The sequence below is a fragment of the Paenibacillus sp. S29 genome, assembly GCF_049319765.1.
Taxonomy (GTDB): Bacteria; Bacillota; Bacilli; order Paenibacillales; family Paenibacillaceae; genus Paenibacillus; species Paenibacillus polymyxa_B.
The window spans coordinates 59,673-80,058 of record NZ_JBMOUI010000015.1 but is presented as its reverse complement, the minus strand read 5'-3'; the positions used below and the strand labels follow the sequence as shown (position 1 = coordinate 80,058).

11 protein-coding genes are annotated in these 20,386 nt (G+C 47.2%); 10 read left to right on the top strand and 1 reads right to left on the bottom strand.

Annotated features, from left to right (window positions below; genetic code table 11):
- Positions 1–43 precede the first annotated feature (43 nt).
- Positions 44–2,800, top strand: a complete 2,757-nt coding sequence (locus ACL9RM_RS21960) for a PHB depolymerase family esterase (protein ID WP_250268183.1) — start codon at positions 44–46, stop codon at positions 2,798–2,800.
- Positions 2,801–2,939: 139 nt separating this feature from the next.
- Here the strand turns inward: ACL9RM_RS21960 and ACL9RM_RS21955 are convergent, their stop codons facing one another.
- Positions 2,940–3,857: a hypothetical protein gene (locus tag ACL9RM_RS21955; protein ID WP_250268184.1), complete on the bottom strand. Its 918-nt coding sequence runs from the start codon at positions 3,855–3,857 to the stop codon at positions 2,940–2,942.
- A gap of 445 nt (positions 3,858–4,302) precedes the next feature.
- On the opposite strand from ACL9RM_RS21955, the gene ACL9RM_RS21950 reads away from it, so the two are divergent.
- The 9 genes from ACL9RM_RS21950 to ACL9RM_RS21910 all read left to right on the top strand — a co-directional run bounded on the left by ACL9RM_RS21950 (position 4,303) and on the right by ACL9RM_RS21910 (position 20,364).
- On the top strand, positions 4,303–6,105 hold the full coding sequence (locus ACL9RM_RS21950; RefSeq protein WP_250268185.1) for a vWA domain-containing protein: 1,803 nt from the start codon (positions 4,303–4,305) through the stop codon (positions 6,103–6,105).
- Positions 6,106–6,129: 24 nt separating this feature from the next.
- Positions 6,130–9,519, top strand: coding sequence for a tubulin-like doman-containing protein (locus ACL9RM_RS21945; protein ID WP_250268186.1), 3,390 nt, complete (start codon positions 6,130–6,132; stop codon positions 9,517–9,519).
- 3 nt (positions 9,520–9,522) lie between these two features.
- Positions 9,523–11,889, top strand: coding sequence for a transcription initiation factor TFIID (locus tag ACL9RM_RS21940; RefSeq protein ID WP_414126550.1), 2,367 nt, complete (start codon positions 9,523–9,525; stop codon positions 11,887–11,889).
- 45 nt (positions 11,890–11,934) lie between these two features.
- Positions 11,935–13,224 (top strand): vWA domain-containing protein, encoded by a 1,290-nt coding sequence (locus ACL9RM_RS21935; RefSeq protein ID WP_103047751.1) that lies wholly within the window; start codon positions 11,935–11,937, stop codon positions 13,222–13,224.
- Positions 13,225–13,242: 18 nt separating this feature from the next.
- Positions 13,243–13,896: a beta-mannanase gene (locus ACL9RM_RS21930; protein ID WP_165175445.1), complete on the top strand. Its 654-nt coding sequence runs from the start codon at positions 13,243–13,245 to the stop codon at positions 13,894–13,896.
- A 16-nt stretch (positions 13,897–13,912) separates the two neighbouring features.
- Positions 13,913–15,178: a TRAFAC clade GTPase domain-containing protein gene (locus tag ACL9RM_RS21925; protein ID WP_250268188.1), complete on the top strand. Its 1,266-nt coding sequence runs from the start codon at positions 13,913–13,915 to the stop codon at positions 15,176–15,178.
- Complete coding sequence (locus ACL9RM_RS21920; RefSeq protein ID WP_250268189.1) at positions 15,175–18,204, top strand: hypothetical protein; 3,030 nt, start codon at positions 15,175–15,177, stop codon at positions 18,202–18,204. The genes ACL9RM_RS21925 and ACL9RM_RS21920 overlap by 4 nt, the downstream gene beginning before the upstream one ends.
- A 218-nt stretch (positions 18,205–18,422) precedes the next feature.
- Complete coding sequence (locus ACL9RM_RS21915; protein WP_250261509.1) at positions 18,423–18,890, top strand: MarR family winged helix-turn-helix transcriptional regulator; 468 nt, start codon at positions 18,423–18,425, stop codon at positions 18,888–18,890.
- Between the two features lie 91 nt (positions 18,891–18,981).
- Positions 18,982–20,364, top strand: coding sequence for an MFS transporter (locus ACL9RM_RS21910; protein ID WP_250268190.1), 1,383 nt, complete (start codon positions 18,982–18,984; stop codon positions 20,362–20,364).
- Positions 20,365–20,386 lie beyond the last annotated feature (22 nt).

Below are 20,386 nucleotides of genomic sequence, written 5' to 3'. Positions count from 1 at the left end.
CGACTACGTCTCTGAGGAAACAAAAACCTGGAGGGGGAATGTTATGAGGTTCACACATCTGGAAAAAGCAACAACTGTGCTGTCGGATCATCCGGTACGTCTGAGGTCTGCTTATGCAGTCGGTCCGGTCATGCTCCCGGAAAATTGCGGTGTGGGCAGGGAATGGTCCAATTATTTTGCCCATGAGGATTGGAATTTGGAAAAGGCTTGTGGTGAAGAAGGAATAGAGCTTTCAGCCGGAGGAAAGGCAGCGTGCCGATTACTGACCGAGCTAGACCCTCGGACTGCGGAACTGAATCTAGGTGTTTTTCCGCCTTTGGCCGAACAAGAAAGGCTTTTGCTGGTTTCAAATCTTCGTTGTATGGTTGCACAGGAAGTGATTTTCAGACCCTTTGAAGGAACGGGACAAATTTGGATAGATGGCACACTGGTATATGCGGAATCCGGTCCTTTTCGCTTGTATCTGGAGGAAGGCGATCACACGGTAGTTATCATTGCTGCGTTTATTCCTGAGGAGGCCCGCTCTATTCGTATCAGTGGAAATCAGGTATGCAACGAACCAGATGTGGCAGAACTGCATCGTGAATTTGTAGACCGTAATATACGTTTTCATATGGCATGGCTAGAGGTTGAGAAAAGTGCTGGCAGGGAGGGTGAAGACAGCCCGATCTTATTTTATTTACTGCGTAAGGATCGGATAGATCTTCCCTTAGATCAAACGTTATGGGTCGAGGTAACGAATGATGAAGGCATAAAGCTGGATCGCTTTCCAGCACATTGGGAGCAGGAGCAAAGCTATGACTGGGATGAGGAAAAGGCCAGGAATACGGGAATGCTGCACTTCACCGTTACATATCGGGATCATGAGGCTGTGGAGCATCATTTAGTGTATTCGGCACTTGTGCGGCCTTTGTCAGTCGTCGTGGAGGGCTTGCAGGAAGAGTATGACCGGTACATTCAAGCCCGCGCTATAGATATTCTTCCTTCTACGCAGAAAATACAAATAGAGGGCCTGCTTGAAGAATTAAAAAGGTTAACGGATTTGCCGGAAGATCCTTTTGAAATCTGGGATTACCGGATTGTGCGTGAATATATCAAGCTATTAAAACAGATCTTCACAAATGGACATACCGGACAGTCACAGCCCCCATCCTTACTTCAAGAAGAACACATTTTTTTGTCTAATGACGGAATTGGGGAAGGATTTTTTGTCTCCCGTTTGGACAATAGTTTGCAACGTTATACCATTCAGCTTCCTAGAAGCTACTCGACTGACCGACAGTATCCTCTGATCGTTCTGATGCCAGGCAAGCGATATGAGCTGGGTTTGCCGGATTTTCAGAATCGAGGTTTTGGGCAAGGCTGGGAAGAGGAAGCTATATTTGTTACTTTTTCATGCCGTGGTGTAACGTTGGGTAGTTATATTGGAGAAGCTGCTTTTTTGGAGGCGCTGGATGTCATACTGCAAGCATACCGAGTGGACGAAGAGCGGATCTATCTGACGGGTTATTCGAACGGAGCCTATGCGGCCTGGGCGATGGCACAGGCTTATCCTTCTCGGTTTGCGGCTATTGCGGTTATCTCTGGAGCGCCACATCCTAAGCATCTGATAAATCTGTTGAATATGCCAATATTGAATGTATGCGGAGATCAGGATTACTTATTTGCACAAGCATACACAGCCCCTGTAACAGAGCTTCTATCTGATCATTTTAGAGGTGTTGTAGAGCGGCAGTCTAATCACTGGGATACGCATGAGCTGAGACTTCTGGACGGCGTGCTGGGCTGGCTTATGCAATGGAAAAGAGATGTCGTACCTCAGCGTATTGCCTATCGGACGGAACGGGGGAGACATAACCGGGCTTACTGGCTGGAACTGACGCGAATGGATGAAAATGAGGAATATGCCGAGTTGTACGGTGAAATGAGTGCCACAGGTGAGTTGGATATCGAGGCAGTTCACGCCGAAGAATTTATCATTCATCTTTCTCAAGAGGTCATGCCCTTGGAGCTGGCCCAGGTTCGTATCGGAGCCCGTATTTTCGTGTTGGACTTGCGGGAATACAGCCGCTTTCGCTTTGTTAAAACACAGTCACATAAACGCCCCTCACCTGAATACCGTTTGATTGCCGAACGGGAGGAAGAAAGCAGTGGATGCTTTACAAAAGAATTGAATGCCAAAATGAAAACGGTGGATTCGAAAAGCGTGGGAAGAAACGTTTTGAGCCACGGTATGGGTGTGCTTGACGTTTATATGGATCGTCTTCACATTGTCCTTCCATCCAGCTATGCTACACCGGAGGAAGAGCAGGCGGTGAGACGGACGGCGAACGCCTTGGCTAGCCCACGAACAGCAACTTGGAATCCGTATATCGGTGTTCATTATCCCGTGGTGTCTTCTAATGATATTACGGAGGAAGCACTGGCTGATAGCAACGTGATTTGTATCACTTCGGGCTTGTCCAGACATGAGCTGCTTCAGAAGCACCAAGCCGATCTGCAAATTACATGTACGGAGGAAGGGTATACATTGGGCGACGATTTTACGGCAGGCGAGTATTGTCTGTCATATATTCAACCTAGCCCATGGTCTGCAACCCAGCAAATGCTTGTCGTAGCGACCAATTCACCCCGTATGCTGGGTAAAAACCTATTTATGCGCAGACTGATTATGCCAGGATACTTTAATGGCCTACACCCGTATTTGAATAAAGAGATTATTGTGTATGATAGCAAGGGAGTGCGTGCTTTTAACTTTACTTCCATTCGACATGCGCAGCAAAAACTGCAAGGCCAATAAAAAAGATAACAATGTTATAATAATCCATAATTAAAAAAACCGTCTGGAGGCACGTTGGCGATCCTGACGGTTTTTTGCTGGTTCATTGCAGTGATTTGTGATCGAGATGACGTCATATAAAGAAGGGTATTGTGGCAGCTTAGCTTTTATATTGCTCCATCAGGTATATGATCTTTACTTCATCGGCCAAATCTCCAAAGGGTTCTAACGGATTCTCTTGAATGATATGATATAAACGCTGGACTCGTTCCTTTGGCAGTTTGCGTACATATCTGGAAATGAAAGCGGCATGGGTGACTACGTAGCGCTTTTTACGGACAGCTGCACTGGCTACGCGGACGAGAATATCTTCGCCCCCTGCCAATTCCAGAATTCGGCGCTCATAAAAGACTACGTATCGGAATGTCCGGTCCTTGATCAGCTCACGATTGAGTCTGGCAATCTCTCCGATATATCTGACCATAAGCGGCTCGAAGCTCTTGATCAGGAGGGGATCGAGCGTTAATTCCATGTCTTTGCGGAGAACGAAAGATTGCAGCAGGGCGACCTGCTGGAGCCTTATCCGATCATTGTGAATGAGGACAGCCATCTCACGCAGCATTTCATAGGAGACACGCTCACTGAGTTGCCGCAGGGCAATCGCGTTTTTATGATTAACGTTTAGTCCTTCCTGGATCTGCCCTATACGACCTCTGAACAGACGTATAAGCTGCCTACGCTGTTCATAAGGATAAATACCCTGCTGTAGAAGCACTAAGGGCAGCAGAAGAAGCGCACCGACGATACCGCACAAAAGCATTTGTTGCGGTGAGTGGCCGAAAAAGACAGTAGCGGCCAGCAATATGACACTGACAGCAAGGTCTTTACGAAAATAACGTTTGGCTCTGAGTCTGGCATATTGCTCTACAGGAACTAGTGTATCCCGACCACATGATGTGCACTTTTCTTCCCAAAGGGCGGTAAATTGCCCACAACGCTTGCAGACTCTTAGCTTTTGGAAGGCGTGCTCAGTGCGGGTAAATGGGCGAAATTGTACAGCTTGTTTGGAACTATTCATTGCGTTCACTTCTCCGGTTCAGCAGTGCTAGAAGCTCGGTGTCGATTTGTGTAATCGACGGGGCCCGTTTTTTATGTATATAGTAAATTAGTGATTTGATGGCGACAAAAAGAAACATAATCGCCAGACATCCGTATGAGATCATAGTGTACTTCCTCTTTCTACTTGGATTTTTACTTCAATATTTTACATGGGCGGGTTTCGCTACTGTCATTTTTGTCGTATAAAGGAGAAGGCTGGTGCCCGATTGCCCTTGTTGGGGTATAATTATATCATTACTGCAGGATATTGGTAAAATCACGCGGTATAACAGGCTTTTTGGTTGGATTCAGACCATTCGGGCAGTATTTTCAGCTGGCGCTCATGTAAAACTCATTATAATTTAATAGTAGGGGAGTACAACTGTAATTTAGAATGAGAATTAACCGGCAAAGGGGTACAAGCGATGTTTAGTAGAGACAGAAAATGGTTTTTGGTCATCGGAATCATATGTACAATGATCATGACCTCGATTTTGGCATGGCAGCCACAGATGGCGAATGCCGCTTCACCCTCTGCTTCTAAGGTGGATGCGGTACTGGTCGTCGATGTAAGTAATTCGATGAACACCAGTGATCCTGGGAAAATTGGCAATGAAGCCATGAAAATGTTCATTGATATGCTGTCGACGCAAAATGACAAAGTCGGGATTGTAGCGTATACGGATGTCGTACAGCGCGAGAAAGCCTTGCTTAATATTACATCCGAAGCGGATAAGCAGGAACTGAAGACGTTTATTGACGGACTGAACCGGGGGGCGTATACTGACACCTCCGTGGGTGTCAAGGAAGCGATCCGCATTTTGCAAGATGGTAAAACAGCTGGACATGCGCCTATGATCGTCATGCTGGCCGACGGTAACAACGATTTTAATAAGACGACAGGCAGAACCGAAAGCCAATCCGATCAGGATATGGCACAGGCTGTAGCCGAGGCTAAAAATAACGGCGTTCCAATCTACACCATCGGTTTGAATGCAGATGGAAAGCTGAATAAAAACAAGCTCGCCGACATAGCGCAGCAAACGGGCGGCAAATCTTTTATTACAAGCTCAGCGGATGACCTGCCGAACATTTTGAGTGAAATTTTCGCCAGCAATTTGAAGTTGAAAGTGGTGCCTTTGCAGTCTATTACGGCAAACGGTGACTATCAGGATGTAACGGTAACCGTACCGAACGATAGTGTGCTGGAGGCTAACATTTCGATCATGTCCTCAAAACCGGTGGATGCGAGATTGATAGACCCGTCGGGCAACACCAAGCCAATTCCTTCGAGCGATGTGCTGCTGTCCAAGTCCAAAAGCTACTCGCTGATTAAACTACTTAAGCCTGTGGCTGGTGACTGGAAGCTCCAAGTCAAGGGAGTCCAGCAGGATCAGATTGATATTAATCTGGTGTTTAACTATGATTTGGAGTTGAAAATGGACGCACCGTCAGCCAAATCATACAAAAAAGGCGATGCAGTTCAAATTCGTTCCTACCTAACGAGCAATAGCCAGCAGCTCCAGGATCAGGAATTGTATGCGAATATGAATGCTGTTCTGAAGGTCAAGGATCTGGATTCCGGTACAACGAATGAGGTGCCGTTAACCAATGTAGGGGATTCTTTTACCGGTTCCTATACGATTCCAGATGAGCATGACTACGAACTAACCGTTAGAGCAGAGGAGAAGAGCTTTTACCGTGAAACACAGCCTGTAACCATCAGTGCTAAAGCAGGGGCGACGAGCAGTACGAATACGGGCACGACGCAGCCAACAACACCTGCTGAAAAGTCCAAGCTACTGCCACTCATTCTTTTAGGGCTGGGACTGCTCGTTCTGCTGGTTGCCGCGTATTTCATCTGGAAGGCTGTCAAAAAGGCCAACCGTGGCTTTGTCGGTCAAATCGTACTGGAAATCCGGGATGAGAACACCGGCGAAAAAACGTATCCGCAATACAAGAAGCTGAACACCTTCCGGGGCAAATTTAATCTGCACCAGTTGCTGCAACTGGCACCGGAATTTGCTGGAACCGACAAGGTCGTGTTCACACCAGCCAATCAGGATCGTATCATTGTGCGCAGTACCCCCGAGATTACGATTGAAAAATCCGGACGGGCTGTAGACACAGGCAACGGTCTTGAACTCAAAAACGGTGATCGTCTGACGATCCCGTTAGCCAGTGTGGACAAAACCATTTTACTGGAGTTTATTTCAGTAAACAGCTAAACGAACCCTTAGGAGGTCATATCTATGAAACCAGTAGTTAGAGAGCATATCCAACAATTAGACGTATCACTCGGCGGAGGGATCGTAAGCGATAAGATCAGAGTTGATACTATTGATAATCCTATTTTAATTATCGGACTCGGAGGTACGGGGATTGATGCCCTTCTCCGCTTGAAATATCAAATTAACCGTAGATTCAAGCTTCCAGCAGATCCGATTTCCAAGAAAAAGAGCGATAAACCGGACAATGTGGAATTTCTCGCTTTTGAAACGAATGAACAAGACCGCAACAAAAAATACAAGGGGATTGGTTTGGACCCTATCAATGAGTTTGTATTGCTATCCAATGCGGAAATCGGTGGATTGCTGCAAAACCGCAGCATTCTTGAGCCGTACATTACCGATTGGCTGTCTCCCGAACTAAGCATTACCGATGGTATGAATGGTGCGGCAGGGGTGCGGCAGGCAGGACGATTGCTGCTGTTCACCAAAATCAATCAGGTCGTACAAAGCATTGACAAAAAAATCAAAACCCTGTCTGAAGGCACCAACAAGAAGCTTATGGTGTTCCTGCTGTCCGGTTTGTCCGGCGGTACAGGAAGCGGTACCTTCCTCGATATTTCATATATCGTCCGAGGAATTATTGAGCGCGACTATGGCTCTGCAGGCGTAGACCGTGTAAATACATTAGGTTATCTGTTTACACCAGATATTAATTTGGCGAACAAAAGCCTGAGCGAGCATACCCGTGAATATATTAAAAAGAACGGCTATGCTGCACTGAAAGAACTGGACTATTGGATGAATGTAGACAGCCGTGGTGAACGTTTTAAGCAGCAGTACGGCAACATTTTGACCGTGAACTCGCCGCTTCCACCGTTTAATCTGTGCCACCTCATTTCGGCCACGAATACAGAAGGCAAGCTATTGGAAAATGCTTATGATTACTGCATGAATGTCACCGCTGAGAACATCACTAACTTTATGGCGAGTGAGGAAAAACAGTCGGGCGAAGAGTTTGCCATTCATGACTATATCAGCAATATCCGTACCAACATCGCACAAATGAATAAGGCGTATCCGGCAAACTACGATTACAATATTATCGGGGCTTCCTCGGCGGTGTTGCCAATGGAGGAAATGACGACATATCTGGCCTATCGAATGTTTGGCAAAATGTCCAAAATGTTCGAGCAATCGCCAAATCAAGAGGATGTAGAGAAGTTTGCCCGCAAGCTGGGCGTGGATCTGGATAGCATGATCAAAAACTTTGAATCCCGTGTACCTGAGCCGCTTCCGGGCTTTGAAAACAGTGAACGGTTAAGTTATAGCAATGTCGTTAAAATGCAAGTGGTCAATATGGACACCGAGCTGGAGCAAACGTTCCTGACGCGTGCTCGTGAAGAGTATATCAAAGCGAAGAAACAGCTTCCTGGCGAAATTACAGGACAGTTTACGGACCAAATTCGCCGGATGTTTTTGCATCCTGAGCAAGGGCCGTTTTATGTATCCCGTATGATTTATACTGAAAAAGGATTTAGCTTGCTGAAAATGCTGCTTTCATATGTTGAAACGTTGCGTGAATCATTGCACCGTATTCCAACGGACATTGAATGGGCACGTGAGCAGGCGAACGAAAAGCTGGGCGATGCCAAGAGCGCGTTTGTGTCTAAGGATAAAAAGAAAAATGCGTACATCGAAGCGAAAATTAATGAATATTGGCTGCGGGCTGATGTGGAACGTACAGAGCAGCTCATTGAGTTTTATGAAGACCTGTATGACCTGTTGAACAAGGAAAATAGCCGCATTTATAATGTATTTACTGAAATTTTGAACGCGCTGAGCGCAATTTTCGAGAAGAATGGCGATCTGCTGATTAACGGCGAGGAACAGTCCGATCACAAAGGTAACAAAACGTACTATTGGAATCTGGTAAGTGTACCGGATATTTCTGAAGTTGTGACCAAGCTGCTGGATAACCGAAACGGTGATGATTTGATTCGTGATTTTGCCCAAGAATTGCTCGAAAATTCAGATCAATGGGTGAAGGATCAGGATATGGACATCATCAGCTCAATCTCCAATTTCTTGACTGATAAGTTCGGTGATCTCATTACCCGTTCCATGGAAGATTTCCTCGTCATGAAATACGGGCAAGATGAAGCCATTGAAAAATTTGTGGAGCGCTACATTGCGAGCAAACTGGATGAGGAAGCTGTACCTGTGTTTCATCTGAGCAATAGCTCTGGCAACTTGTACTTCCCATCATGGGGATTCGTTTCAGTACCTGTACAGTCACCTAATATCCTGAAAGGCGTTCGCAATTATCAAAATAATGCAATTGGCAAATCACACTTTACTATTAAAGAGAGTGAAGTTCGTAACCGGATTTTCTGGCTCAATACGCGTAATGGTGTTCCTCTGTTTGTATATACGCCGCTCAAAGTGTATGAAGAAAGCTATGAAAAAACGATTCTTGACCGCGAAGGTATTGGCCGCCATCTGGTACAAACAGGTCAGAACAACTGGACTAATCTGCCGTCGCCGATTCCTGAAAAGTCATGGGGCGAAACTTACGTCAATTCGCGTGTGCAAGCTTACAATGCCCGCATTCGTAATGATTTTGACCGTGCCAAGTCACTTGGCGTGATTCGGGAAAAGGATGTCGATCAAAATACGAGCAGCCGCTTCACTGTAATCCGTTCACATGCGCTAGATCTGAATGCGATGCTGGCAGGCTACGATATGCGCTTGCAGGAATCCAAGCCGAATTTGGGTGAGGTGAAAAGAGCATGGTCTGAGTTGAAACGTCTGCTGGCTGAAGGGCTGGAGCAGGCCGGAAGCAAGGACATCTTTGGCAGCATCAATGAAGAGATGGCGAAGGAAAACCTGATCCGTTCACCAGAGTTAACACAGGTGGTTCGTGAAGAACTGGCGAAATATACACAAATTGAAGCGAAAGCAGCTGAACTGGAAGCTTTGCTGGGCAAATATCAGGATGAAGAAAAATGGCTGGATCAGTTCATTCAGGCTCTCTATACAGACACGATTACGAAAAAAGGCGCTTTGTACGTCTATGATCGTGACGAAGAGGAAGAGGCTTGGGAGCCGTTTGCGAACGTCATGAAGAGCCGCAATTATGTGGAGTTTGAAGTGTTTACAAACTTCCGTGGTTTGGAAGAAAAGAAATTTGCTACTCTAATGCGCAAGGCGGATCGCCGTGATGCTGTATTGACTTCATCGGAGGATATTACACCACTGCTGTCGAAGCTGGATGAACTGGCTGCAACTTACACAGAGGCCCGCAATCAATTGGAATATGAAAAGGTTGAGCTGGCTAACGGAGCAGAACTATATGCATTTTATGCTCAAATGGCTGGGAAATTAAACGACATCCGCAGAAAGTTGAAATAAAGTATGAGAGAGCAGCTGTTACGTTATGCGGCTGACTATGCAGCCGCAGAGGACCAATTAATCGGAAGTGGGGATGGACGCAGCAGCATCCATTTCCCGTCCGTGTTTCTTTTTATCGGTGATCGCATGAACCCGGTGATGAACACCATTGCAGATATCAACCGGACCAAGTGGGATAACAGCACGGGAGTAACGTATATTCAGATCCGCTCGCAGGAAGAACATGCAGCTGTAGATCGTTCGGTGGATGCTATTGTTCATACGATAGCGGTACCGGAGGAAAGTGGCCACCAAACGATACGCCGTGACTTGCACCAGGCTTTTTATACACATGAATCGCAGCTAATTGAGCTTAACACCGCGTTGCGCCGGGCTAGTGGACATCTGGCAGATTACGGTCGGTTGTATTCTTCGTTCGAGCGTGTCCATTTGTCGATTTTGACGACAGCGGATGACCCCATGAACGTGTTAATCCCTGAAATTACGCTGTTGGCGGAGTATATTTTTGCACAGTCTTTTAAATCGGTACAAATGGATCTGTATGTGTTGGTGAATGAAAGCGATCAGGCTGTCCAATTCGGCTACAGTAGTGCAACGTCCGTTGCTTTCATGCGGGAGTTGGACTATATCCAGAGTCCAGACTATACGTTTACGGCACCGCTTCATATGACCGAGGACAAATTGACCATTCCAGTAACCCATGCTCCATCACCGTTGTTCGACCTCGTCTATGTGCTGTCCGACAAGAACGAACGCGGCGTAACGGTGCCGAATAGCCTGCGAGAAAGCTGTGACATCATTTGCCATATTCAGCTTCTTAAAAACCGCTATCAGGCAGGAGATTCCTATCGGTCACAGGATGGGGTATACAACAATACATCGTTTAAAAACAACATCATGACGGAATCCGGGCGGCAGGGTTATGTGTCGGCTGGATTTTCCCGAGTCAACCGCCCTAACCAGTCAATCGCACTGACGGTGCTGTATCACTTTTATGTGAAGCTGTTAGAGCGTATGAGAACAGAGCAAGAGTGGGACATACGCGATAAGCTGAATTATTTTGGGTTAGATGCTGCTGAGCGCGGTCGCACGCGAAATGATCTCGTTCCTGGTAATGAAGCGATCACGGACATGAGCGCACTGATGACCAGCGGAGCCAGCTACGGCTCGTTAAAGCGAATGACATTACGTGAGGCGGAGGAAGCTTTGTTTGGTCAGGGCTGCGAAGCCTTTTTCCGCGATAACTGTGAACGGCTTGTCCACAAACGGTTGGGAGATTTTCAGGCGGAATCAGGTCTGCAGTCGGCTGTGAATGCAGCTGCCAAGGAATATCCTGAAATCGGCTTATTCGAGTTGACAGACTGGACGGATGAAAATAAAACAGGGAATGTGCTTACAGCCATTCGTGGACTGATTCGGGATACGTCCAATGACTTGCAGATTAGTGCCGCTGAACTGGACACCCTGTATAGCGGGCGAGTGGAGGACCAACCTTTTCAACGATTGCCACTCATGGATAAGCATAATGTTCGAAGCTTGATTCGTTACCTGACCGAGACGGTTTACGGGCACAAACTGCACATGCTGCGAATTCAAGCCGATTTGGAGCTGCTTCGCCGCTATGAACTGGCACTAGAAAAATGGCATGCGCAGGCGCAGCATATTACAGTACAGCTTTCCAGCCTGGAGCGTGAACTGCATCAAGCTGCAACGGATAGTATTCGGCAGGCCGACAGTTACACAGGTCAAAACCTGTTCGAATATTACGAGCGTGTGACGGAGGATGTCATGCGTGAGCTGGAAAGCAAGCGGGGGAAATCTATATTTTTTGATACCCGGCATATGGGGCCTGTATCCAGATTGCTGGACGGGGGTCTGTCCTCATTGGTGGATCGACTTACGCAGACCTGTCGCACCTTGATTCTCAGTGCACAGCCGTTTAATCAGACCTTCGAAGAAGAATTATTGCGGCGTGCCAATGTGGCTGCTGCATATGAAAATCGGCTGGTTGTTCCGAAGGATGAGCTGTTTAAAAAACTGTATCAAACGTTAGAGGAACATGGCGGAATTAACGTGCGTTTGCTCGACTATACCCATGAGCATCGGTATGAAGAAAAGTACTTCTTTGGTGACTACGAAGGCGAATTTCTTCCTTATGCAATGGATGTGGACATTACTTCGCGTATTTACAAGCTGGGTTTTGTACATGAGCGTCGCAGCAGCGGGGTGGAAAAGCTGCATTTGATGGGCGGCTTCCATCTGGAGGATCTGATGGTTTACCGCAACGGCAAAACGTATTATGAGACATATACTGCGAATGGTTTCGTGTTTCACGGAATCGACGTGGACCGGTTGCCGGAATTGCGGTAACCACATATTCATCCTACTTTATGATGGAAGGAAGCAACGATTCTTATGAAGCAGCGTAAATTTAACGTTCTCCTATTGCTGTTCGGCTTGCTGGGCGCTGTAGTAGGCTTCATCTTGGGAGAGCTTATTCTTCACAAATTGATAGGGCACTGGCCGCATATCGTCGTGATCGGGCTGTATTTTGGCATCATGGCACTGTGTATTGGCCTAGGTTGTCTGATCGGCGAACTAATTTCGCCACAGTTAAATGGACATTCATGGCGGCAGCGCTACTCCGGGTTATCCTGGAAGTTACTGGTGCCTGCTACGCTGGTGATGTTGTTCGTGGCAGGTCTGCTATTGGAGTTGGGCTATCAGGTTAACCCTGAAGGGCGCAAGAGCGTACAGGACCTCGTGCTTGTGATTGATAATTCCGGGAGTATGCAGCAAACAGATCCTGATAATGAACGCCTAACGGCTGCCAAGAGTCTGATTGGCCAAATGGATGGAGACAAGAGGGTAGCCATTGTTTCATTTGATTCTACTGCCCAGTTGGTTCAGCCGTTTACTCCAATTCGCACAGATGCAGAGAAGCAAGCGGTTTATTCCAAAATTGATAGTATGCAGACTATAATGTCAGGCGGTACAGAGATCGGACTTGCTTTGGATGAGACGATCAAGGAGATTGAAACCCAAGGCAATGCAGAAAAAGGTTCTCTCGTTATTATGCTCTCTGACGGCTTTAGCGAGCTGGATACCCAGACGGCATTGGCTCCTTATATCGCCCGCCAGATTCCGATCAATACGATCGGGCTGAAGCTGGCAGAGTCGGATGGTATAGCCTTATTGCAAAATATTGCTGACCTGACAGGCGGAACTTATTCTAATGTAGCCAATGCCCAAGGACTTACTCAGGCGTTCGGTAAAATATATAACAAAATCGGTGATCGCACACTGGTAACGGAGCGGACAGGTGAGTATGCCGACAGTCTGTATTTTGCCATTTATCGCGTAACGGCTCTGGTCATTATCGGCGCTCTATTAGGATTAGCTCTTGGGCTGATGTTTGATAACCGTTTTCTCGCGCGGAATTTTGCGATTGGAGGAGTCCCGGCAGGCTTGCTCGCTGGCTTTATTTTGGAAAAGGGATTATCTGGCTCGCCTATAGGCGACTTGATGATTCGTTTGGTGGCAGCGCTCGTACTGGCGGCCCTTATTGCTGTTTTTTCGCTTGTTCTGCCAATTGCGGAAAATACTCGCCGATCTTCCGGTGGAGGAAGTCAGGGAGCGCCGTCAGGACGCCGGAGAGGGGCACCGGAAGCCCCAACGCGCAATCGACGCAGCAGTGGATTTTAGAACGGGAGGCTGGAACTTATGCAGTATAGGGAAGCACAGCCCGGTGATCCTGTTATTTCGGAGCTGAGCCACAAAATTGATGACAACCGGGTTGTGTTGCGCTGGCAGTGGCCTGAGGGCGCAGCCGTGGTATATATTGCAAAACAATCAGCCGATGCAGGTGTGAATGGGCAAAATGAGGGTGAAGTTTTACCGCCTTTTTCAAGCCTAAAACTGTTTACACGCGAGGAGTATAAGGCTGCTGGTAGCTATCGTGACCGAATTGATGGTATTGGACGCGTGCGGTATATCGTATATCCGGCTGTTCGGGAGGATGGAGACACTTACGTGATCCGTCAGCAAGACGGAGCCAACCAACTGGAGTTGAGTACGGGGAGGGCTAAAATCAGATATGCGGTTCACCATAAAAAAAGCTGGTTTCGCAGCCGCAAAACCGTCCAGATTCAGGTGACAGCCGAAGTTCCTGTCCCGCAGGAGGCGCTTTGCTACGTGAAGAAGCGCGGGGGCTATCCCGCAGACCGGGACGATGGAACCTTGTATCCATTCACGGCACCCTTTGCCGCGGGACGGAATGTTTTACCCGCTGTTGAAGTGGGGGGAGATGAATATGTGCGGCTGTTTTTTACAGACGGCCAGAAATATGGCACGGTATATGAATTAGTTCCTGAATGAAAGGAGGCCGCAACCGATGAGTTTTCTTAGCAATTTATTCAGAAGAAAGCCACAGGCAGCGCCAAGGCCGTTATTTTATGATATTGTGTGCCCTTATTGCTTTAGTAAATTTTCCCCGGAGGACGTGGTATTCCGTGCTTCTCATCAGCGTGAAGATGACGAGGACTACGCTTTGGGTGAAGATGAGCTGTTGAACAAATATCGGGAGCGTTTTGGCTTGGACAGTGTGCATGATATGGAGGCGATTTTGCACCCCCATGATGTCCCTGAGGAACATCGATTGTATTCTGATCATGTACTGACAGGACTGACGGACCGTTATGGCGAGCTGACGCGCCACCGGCTGTGCCCGCACTGCCATAACGAGCTGCCCGTGACCGCGGGTAAGGTGCCTAGCAATATCATTTCGATTATTGGAGCTTCGCAGGCGGGGAAATCTGTCTATATGACCTCCCTGATTCACACGTTGCAGCATGTTACGGCCGATCATTTTGACGCGGCTTGCATGCCGCTCAATGCAGAAATCAGCCGAAAGTTCCGCACTATGTATGAGGAACCCCTATTTGAACGAGGCGATCTGCTTACATCGACACAAAAAGAAAAGATGCAGGAGCCTTTTATCTTCCAGTTTGTATTTAAGGATGAGGAAAAGCCGCCACTGACGCTGGTATTTTTTGATGTCGCCGGTGAGGGAATGGTAGATCAGGACTATCTGGGACTGCATGGACAGCATATTAAGAATTCAGCAGGTATTCTTTTTATGGTCGATCCACTGCAAATCCGCTCTATTCGGGAGCGTATTAAGATTAACCTTGGCGATAAGCCGGGTGAATGGGTCTCGCAATATGATGAACCGCGTGATGTCGTACTTACGATGTTCGGTGATTTTATCGCTTATCAGGAAAAAGGGAAAACGGACATTCCGACCGCTGTCGTCCTGACCAAAAGTGATATGCTTACTGCATTGGCAGATGAAGAAGGCACATACATCAAGACGAATAGCAATATTTTTAATCCGATGGAGCATCGCAAATATATGGATTTGGATGAGTTCGCGAACATTGATGGCGAAGTTCGACGCTTCATCGAAAAGGTGGATAAGCCGTTCAAGGGCACGATGGATGTATATTTTACGGATACGGCCTATTTCGCGGTTTCCGCGCTGGGTAGCAATCCGGTGGAGCAAAAGCTGCAAGGGTTGGTTAGTCCGATCCGTGTGGATGAGCCATTCATTTGGCTGCTTTATAAGTTGAAGTACATTGAGGGGAGAGAATCACAGTGAGTTATTCTACCTCTCATTTGATACAACAGCAGATGTACACACGGGAACGGCGTGGAATTTTCCGTTCTACGGAAGGCTTCGATACAGTGGCTAATTCCAAAGGATTGGATGCTTCTTTTATTAAAAAGGTGCTGCATCCCTTATGTGTATATGATGCGCCTGCTGCCTTGACGACGCGTGGCGAGAAGCAGGAAAGCGTCTATCCGGAAGCCATGCATCTGGTACGGACGGAGTCCGGGGATGTAGTGCTTGGCCGCAGTATTTATAAGGCTGCGGATTTTACTGGGCTGCGGAGCGCCTTTTTCACGCACAACTATGTGATTCCAGCCGGACATGGTGAATCTCCGTCTGACTATAAGCAGTGGCTGAACACATCATTTGTTGATACCTATGATATTGAGCAGGGAACGGATTTACCGGAATTGGAGCGTCTACCGGGTGGAAGTGTATTTCCGGCTGTTGACCCGTCTACAGTGCTGGCTCAATTGCAGCTGAGCGAAGAAGTGTTCAAACAGCTTTTATACGCAGTCATGATGTCCGCAGCGGGTCGCAAAAAGGTATATGTAGCATTGAATGTTCCTGTAGAAGCGGTCGGATCTTCAGCCAAGCAGCTGCTGGGTGTGCTGTATGCGGCACTGCCTTATGCATTTCGGAACAGACTCGGATTTCTTACATATGCACAGGAACCGAACAGCAGAAAAGGCATTCACTTGATGTTCGTTGAGCCTTTTAGTTTGCGTCCCGGTGATCGGAATGTGGAAAAGGACTTTGTATTTGACCTGTCTAACCATAGTCGAATACTTAATGTGGATGCAGAGCAGGTGAGACAGCCGTATTTTGACTGGATTGTCCGCACGTTGCTGAATGGTGAGACGCCGGATGATTTCTTCAAATTTGCCGAGCAAATGCTGACAGGTATGGAGGCAGGGCGTGATTTGACGCCATCCAGCTATCATGAGCTCATTACGTTGTACAGAATTGAGCAGGGAGAGCGGGCATTATACAACGAACAACGAATCGCTGTATTACGAAGCTTGACTGATTATTTATCGCCACCCGATTCGCTGCCACGTAAAATGAGGCTGAATGATCTGTTTCTATCGTTTTTTGATCATGAATTTGATCGGGTGAAGGATGGATATATTCCAGATGTAGGTCTAGTCGATAGTTTCAAGGACTATTATAAAGTTCATGCACGCAGCAGCGAAAATCGGTTGGTGGAATATTTAATCCGTTCGCTAAACAATGCTTATACTGCCAGAAATACGGAAGCAGTCACGTATATTTACCATACGATTGAGGAGAATCCGTCATTAGGCAAGGCATATTTTACGAAAGTGCTGGGTAATCCGGCGCTTACAAAAATGCTGTTCATTCCCTACATGGACAGTCAGATGAAAAGAACACCGGATGCCAAGGGGCTGCTGGCCGTTGTGCATGAATGGGGCAGTCGGTATATCGAAGTGTCGGCGAATGCCGATTTTCAGCTTTTGGCAGAATCTGCACTGATGGGCAGACTGCGTGCCGAAAGAAAACCAGTAGAGGCTGTGGCTGCCATTCACCAACGCTTGCGTCAATGGGACAGCAGCTCTGCCGTAGGCAAACTGTCCCCGCTGGAGCAATCTGGATTGACAGAGCGCCTGCAGGAAGCGTCGGATCGGTATTTACTTACCGAAGTAGAGCTAAAAGAAATATCACCCGATCAGGTCGTACAGATTCCATTTTTTACACGGCCCGATTTGGTGCAGTGGGTTGGAAAGCTGCCTGCTCCCCTCAAGGGACAAGCAGTGCGATTGATTGCGGCTTACGATTGGTTTAATACGGAGGAACCGGAACCGTCGGTGCTGGACGGCCTGGAGCCTGGCGAAGTAGAAAAGGTACAGGATTGGGCTTATGGCTGGCTGCCCCAGCAGCTTGCGGAAAGCCATTTTGCCCGTCTGTTGCCTGCATTCTATCGTTCTGACGGGCCGGGAGAAGGAATATTGGACTTCGCTCGTCTGGTCAGTTCGATCCGCAAATGGGCGAAGGATAACGATACGATGTACCGCTTTATCCGATGGTCGGAAGAACACCCCGAGTTTGCCACTCCACGTGGCGGTTTCGAACCGTCGTATCGACGTGCGCTACTTCTATTCTTCCAAAAGGAAGGACGAGAGGGACTGCATAAAAAAACGCTGTGGCGTCAATATTTTGAACCTGCAAAGCCTGCTTTTAAAAATTTTTATTTGGCAGCAAAGCGGGAGACGGACACACCGTTGGTTAAAACACTTCGTCGTTTTCGTAAAGGTGGGGTGATTTCCGGGATCGTGCTGATTGTCATTGCAGGTACGCTCGGCGGCCTGAAAGCAACCGGGGTGATCGGATCTGGTGACACACCTGCGCCTGTTGCTGCTCCGAAGCCTGTACAACAGCCTGTAGAGCCTACAGTGCCCGTAAAAGAGGAGCCTACGGCGATAGTGACACATGTGCCTAATACCAAGTCCACTACGAAAATGGTCAAGCTGTTGTTTGCGTTTCAGACATCGACAGAGCAGGCAGAATTTAAGCCGAAGAAGCTCGTCATTGTCGGGGCGGACCAACAGGAGCACTTATACGAAAATTTTACGCTTGCTGAACAGAACGACAAGGAAGCTGCCAGTAATGCGAACAATGATCCATCCGGTGACGTAATCACTGGGAGCGCCACTACAAAAAGTTCGACAGCAGATGGACAATCCACGGACAGTGGTTCCACAGCTCGTGGTAGTACATCCAGTGGAACAAGCGGCGATCAGTCTGGAGCAGTGACAGGCAACACGGACGGAGGCTCGACTTCGGAGATTTCTACTGAGGGTAGTGGTATAGCAGCCGATAAAACCATAGGCAGCACGTCCGGTGATGGTACAGAGACAAAGGAGTACGATCTGAAGAAGTATCCTTATCGTACGCTGTTGACCATTTGGCAAAGGCTGGAGCTGAACGATGCTAGCACGGTTACCGTTGATGGAGAAGAATACCCGCTGGTTCAAGTGAAGAGTGCAGACTAAGCAACTATAAAACAGAAATAAAGTAAAAGACGGGCTTCCTTCAAGGGCTCGTCTTTTACTATACATAAATTTCCATAAAGAATGAATTCGTAATTTGAAATTCATCTTATCTAGTAAAGCATTATTTTACGAAAGTATTGACACCAAGTAGGCAGCTGATTAAAATTAGTTGGAATTCAAACTATTAAATTTAGATGGATATGGAGGTTCGTAGTGAGATGGGAAGTGAGGTGTATCCCGTTTGTCTTCCTTGGGAGGAAGAGAGCACGATGTATTTAATTAAATGGATTTTCACTACCGTCCGGCGCGAAATTGAAACGGCACTGCGCCCTTTGGGACTCACCTCCCCACAATCGCAGACGCTCTATATACTGGCGGTGTCGCCTGGAGTCACCAATACGGATTTGGAAAGGCTATTGCTTATTGATAAATCAAGCGTTACCAGCCTGGTTAACGGGATCGTTAAGAAAAACTGGGCAATACGCAAAAGTCACCCGGAAGATGCACGAATGAAGCAAATCTATTTGACTGAGGAAGGCTTAGAGATTCACAAAGTAGCTGAACGTACTATTGAGGCAATTAAAAGCTCGGTAGGTGAAACATTATCTGTAGGAGAATCGGAGACGCTACGCTGTCTGCTTAAAAAAATTCTCCGCGACTACCACCCTGCGGACACCCGCGTTTGAGCGGATATATAGAGAATTTGCCCGGATAGGGGTATCAAAACAGTGAAATATGATCTTAGATAAGAGGTTTACAGGAGAGGGAGACAACCAAATGATAAATGAACAAACTTATCCCAATGCGGATAAGCTTATGCGAGTGCTAGCTTTCACACTTGTTTTTTCAGTGATGAACGCTTTTATGTTTAATGTCGTTATGCCTGTGATTCGAGAGGAGTTTCATATTAGTGCTTCCGATGTAAGTTGGTTGCTGACTGGCTATATGATCGTGTATGCAGTTGGCTCGGTGACCTACGGCAAATTGGCAGATAAATATCGTCTTAAGGATTTGCTGACGTTTGGGATTATCTTTTTTGCACTGGGTTCGCTTATTGGACTGTTGGCCAATCAATTTTGGATGCTCATTGTAGCTCGTTTGCTTCAGGCTGCAGGGGCTGCTGTTATTCCGGCAACTGCTATGATCGTCCCAGTCCGTTATTTCTCGGCTGAAAAAAGGGGACGTGCTTTGGGCGTCACAGCAATCGGCTTGGCGTTAGGTACTGCACTGGCTCCGATTATTTCCGGTTTGATCACAGGCTTTGCAAGCTGGCGTTTTTTGTTCGTCATTTCCATGCTGCCACTGATCGCATTGCCGTTCTTCCGCAAATATTTGGACGATCAGCGTGGAAAGGATCAGAAGTTCGATTTTCTGGGTGGATTATTGCTGGGTGGAACAGTAGCCTTCTTATTACTTTCGATTTCGCAAACCAATATGATGTTCTTTCTGGTCGGTGTGGTGTTATTCGCACTGTTTATATGGCGCATTAACACTGCGCATGATCCATTCATCCAGCCGAAGCTGTTCCGTAACAAGCAATATTCCTACGGGCTCCTTATCGCTTTTTTAGGGACGGGGATTAGCTTTGGATTGCCGTACTTGGCACCGCAGTTTCTGAACAGTCTCAATCAGCTCACGCCGGCAATAATTGGACTGGTTATGTTTCCGGCTGCTATTGCTTCGGCTCTATTGGGTAAAAGAGGAGGGCGTTTGGCGGATAGCAAAGGAAATTCGTTTCTCGTCTATACAGCTGTATCGCTTTTGTTTATCTGTTTTATCAGCTTGTCTACATTTGTGGGTGCCTCTCCGTATCTGATTTTATTTTTGCTTATTTTCGGAAACGTAGGTCAGACCTTCATGCAAATTGCCATGTCCAACACGATTTCTCGTACCTTGTCGAAAGACCAGATTGGTGTTGGAATGGGGCTGCTATCTCTGCTGAATTTCATTGCCGGGGCGATCACGACAAGTATTTTGGGCAAAACGCTGGATAGTTCGTCGTCCTTTCATTTGAATCCTGTCGTATCTAATGTGCAGGTATTCAATTTTAGCAATATTTTTACGGTGCTTGCACTGATTGCGCTTGTGACGATGGGACTTTATGCGTTGCAATTCCGAAGGGGTTCACGCCATAATACGCCTGCTGTTGAGCAAGGATAAACATTTGATGTAAACTCATGCC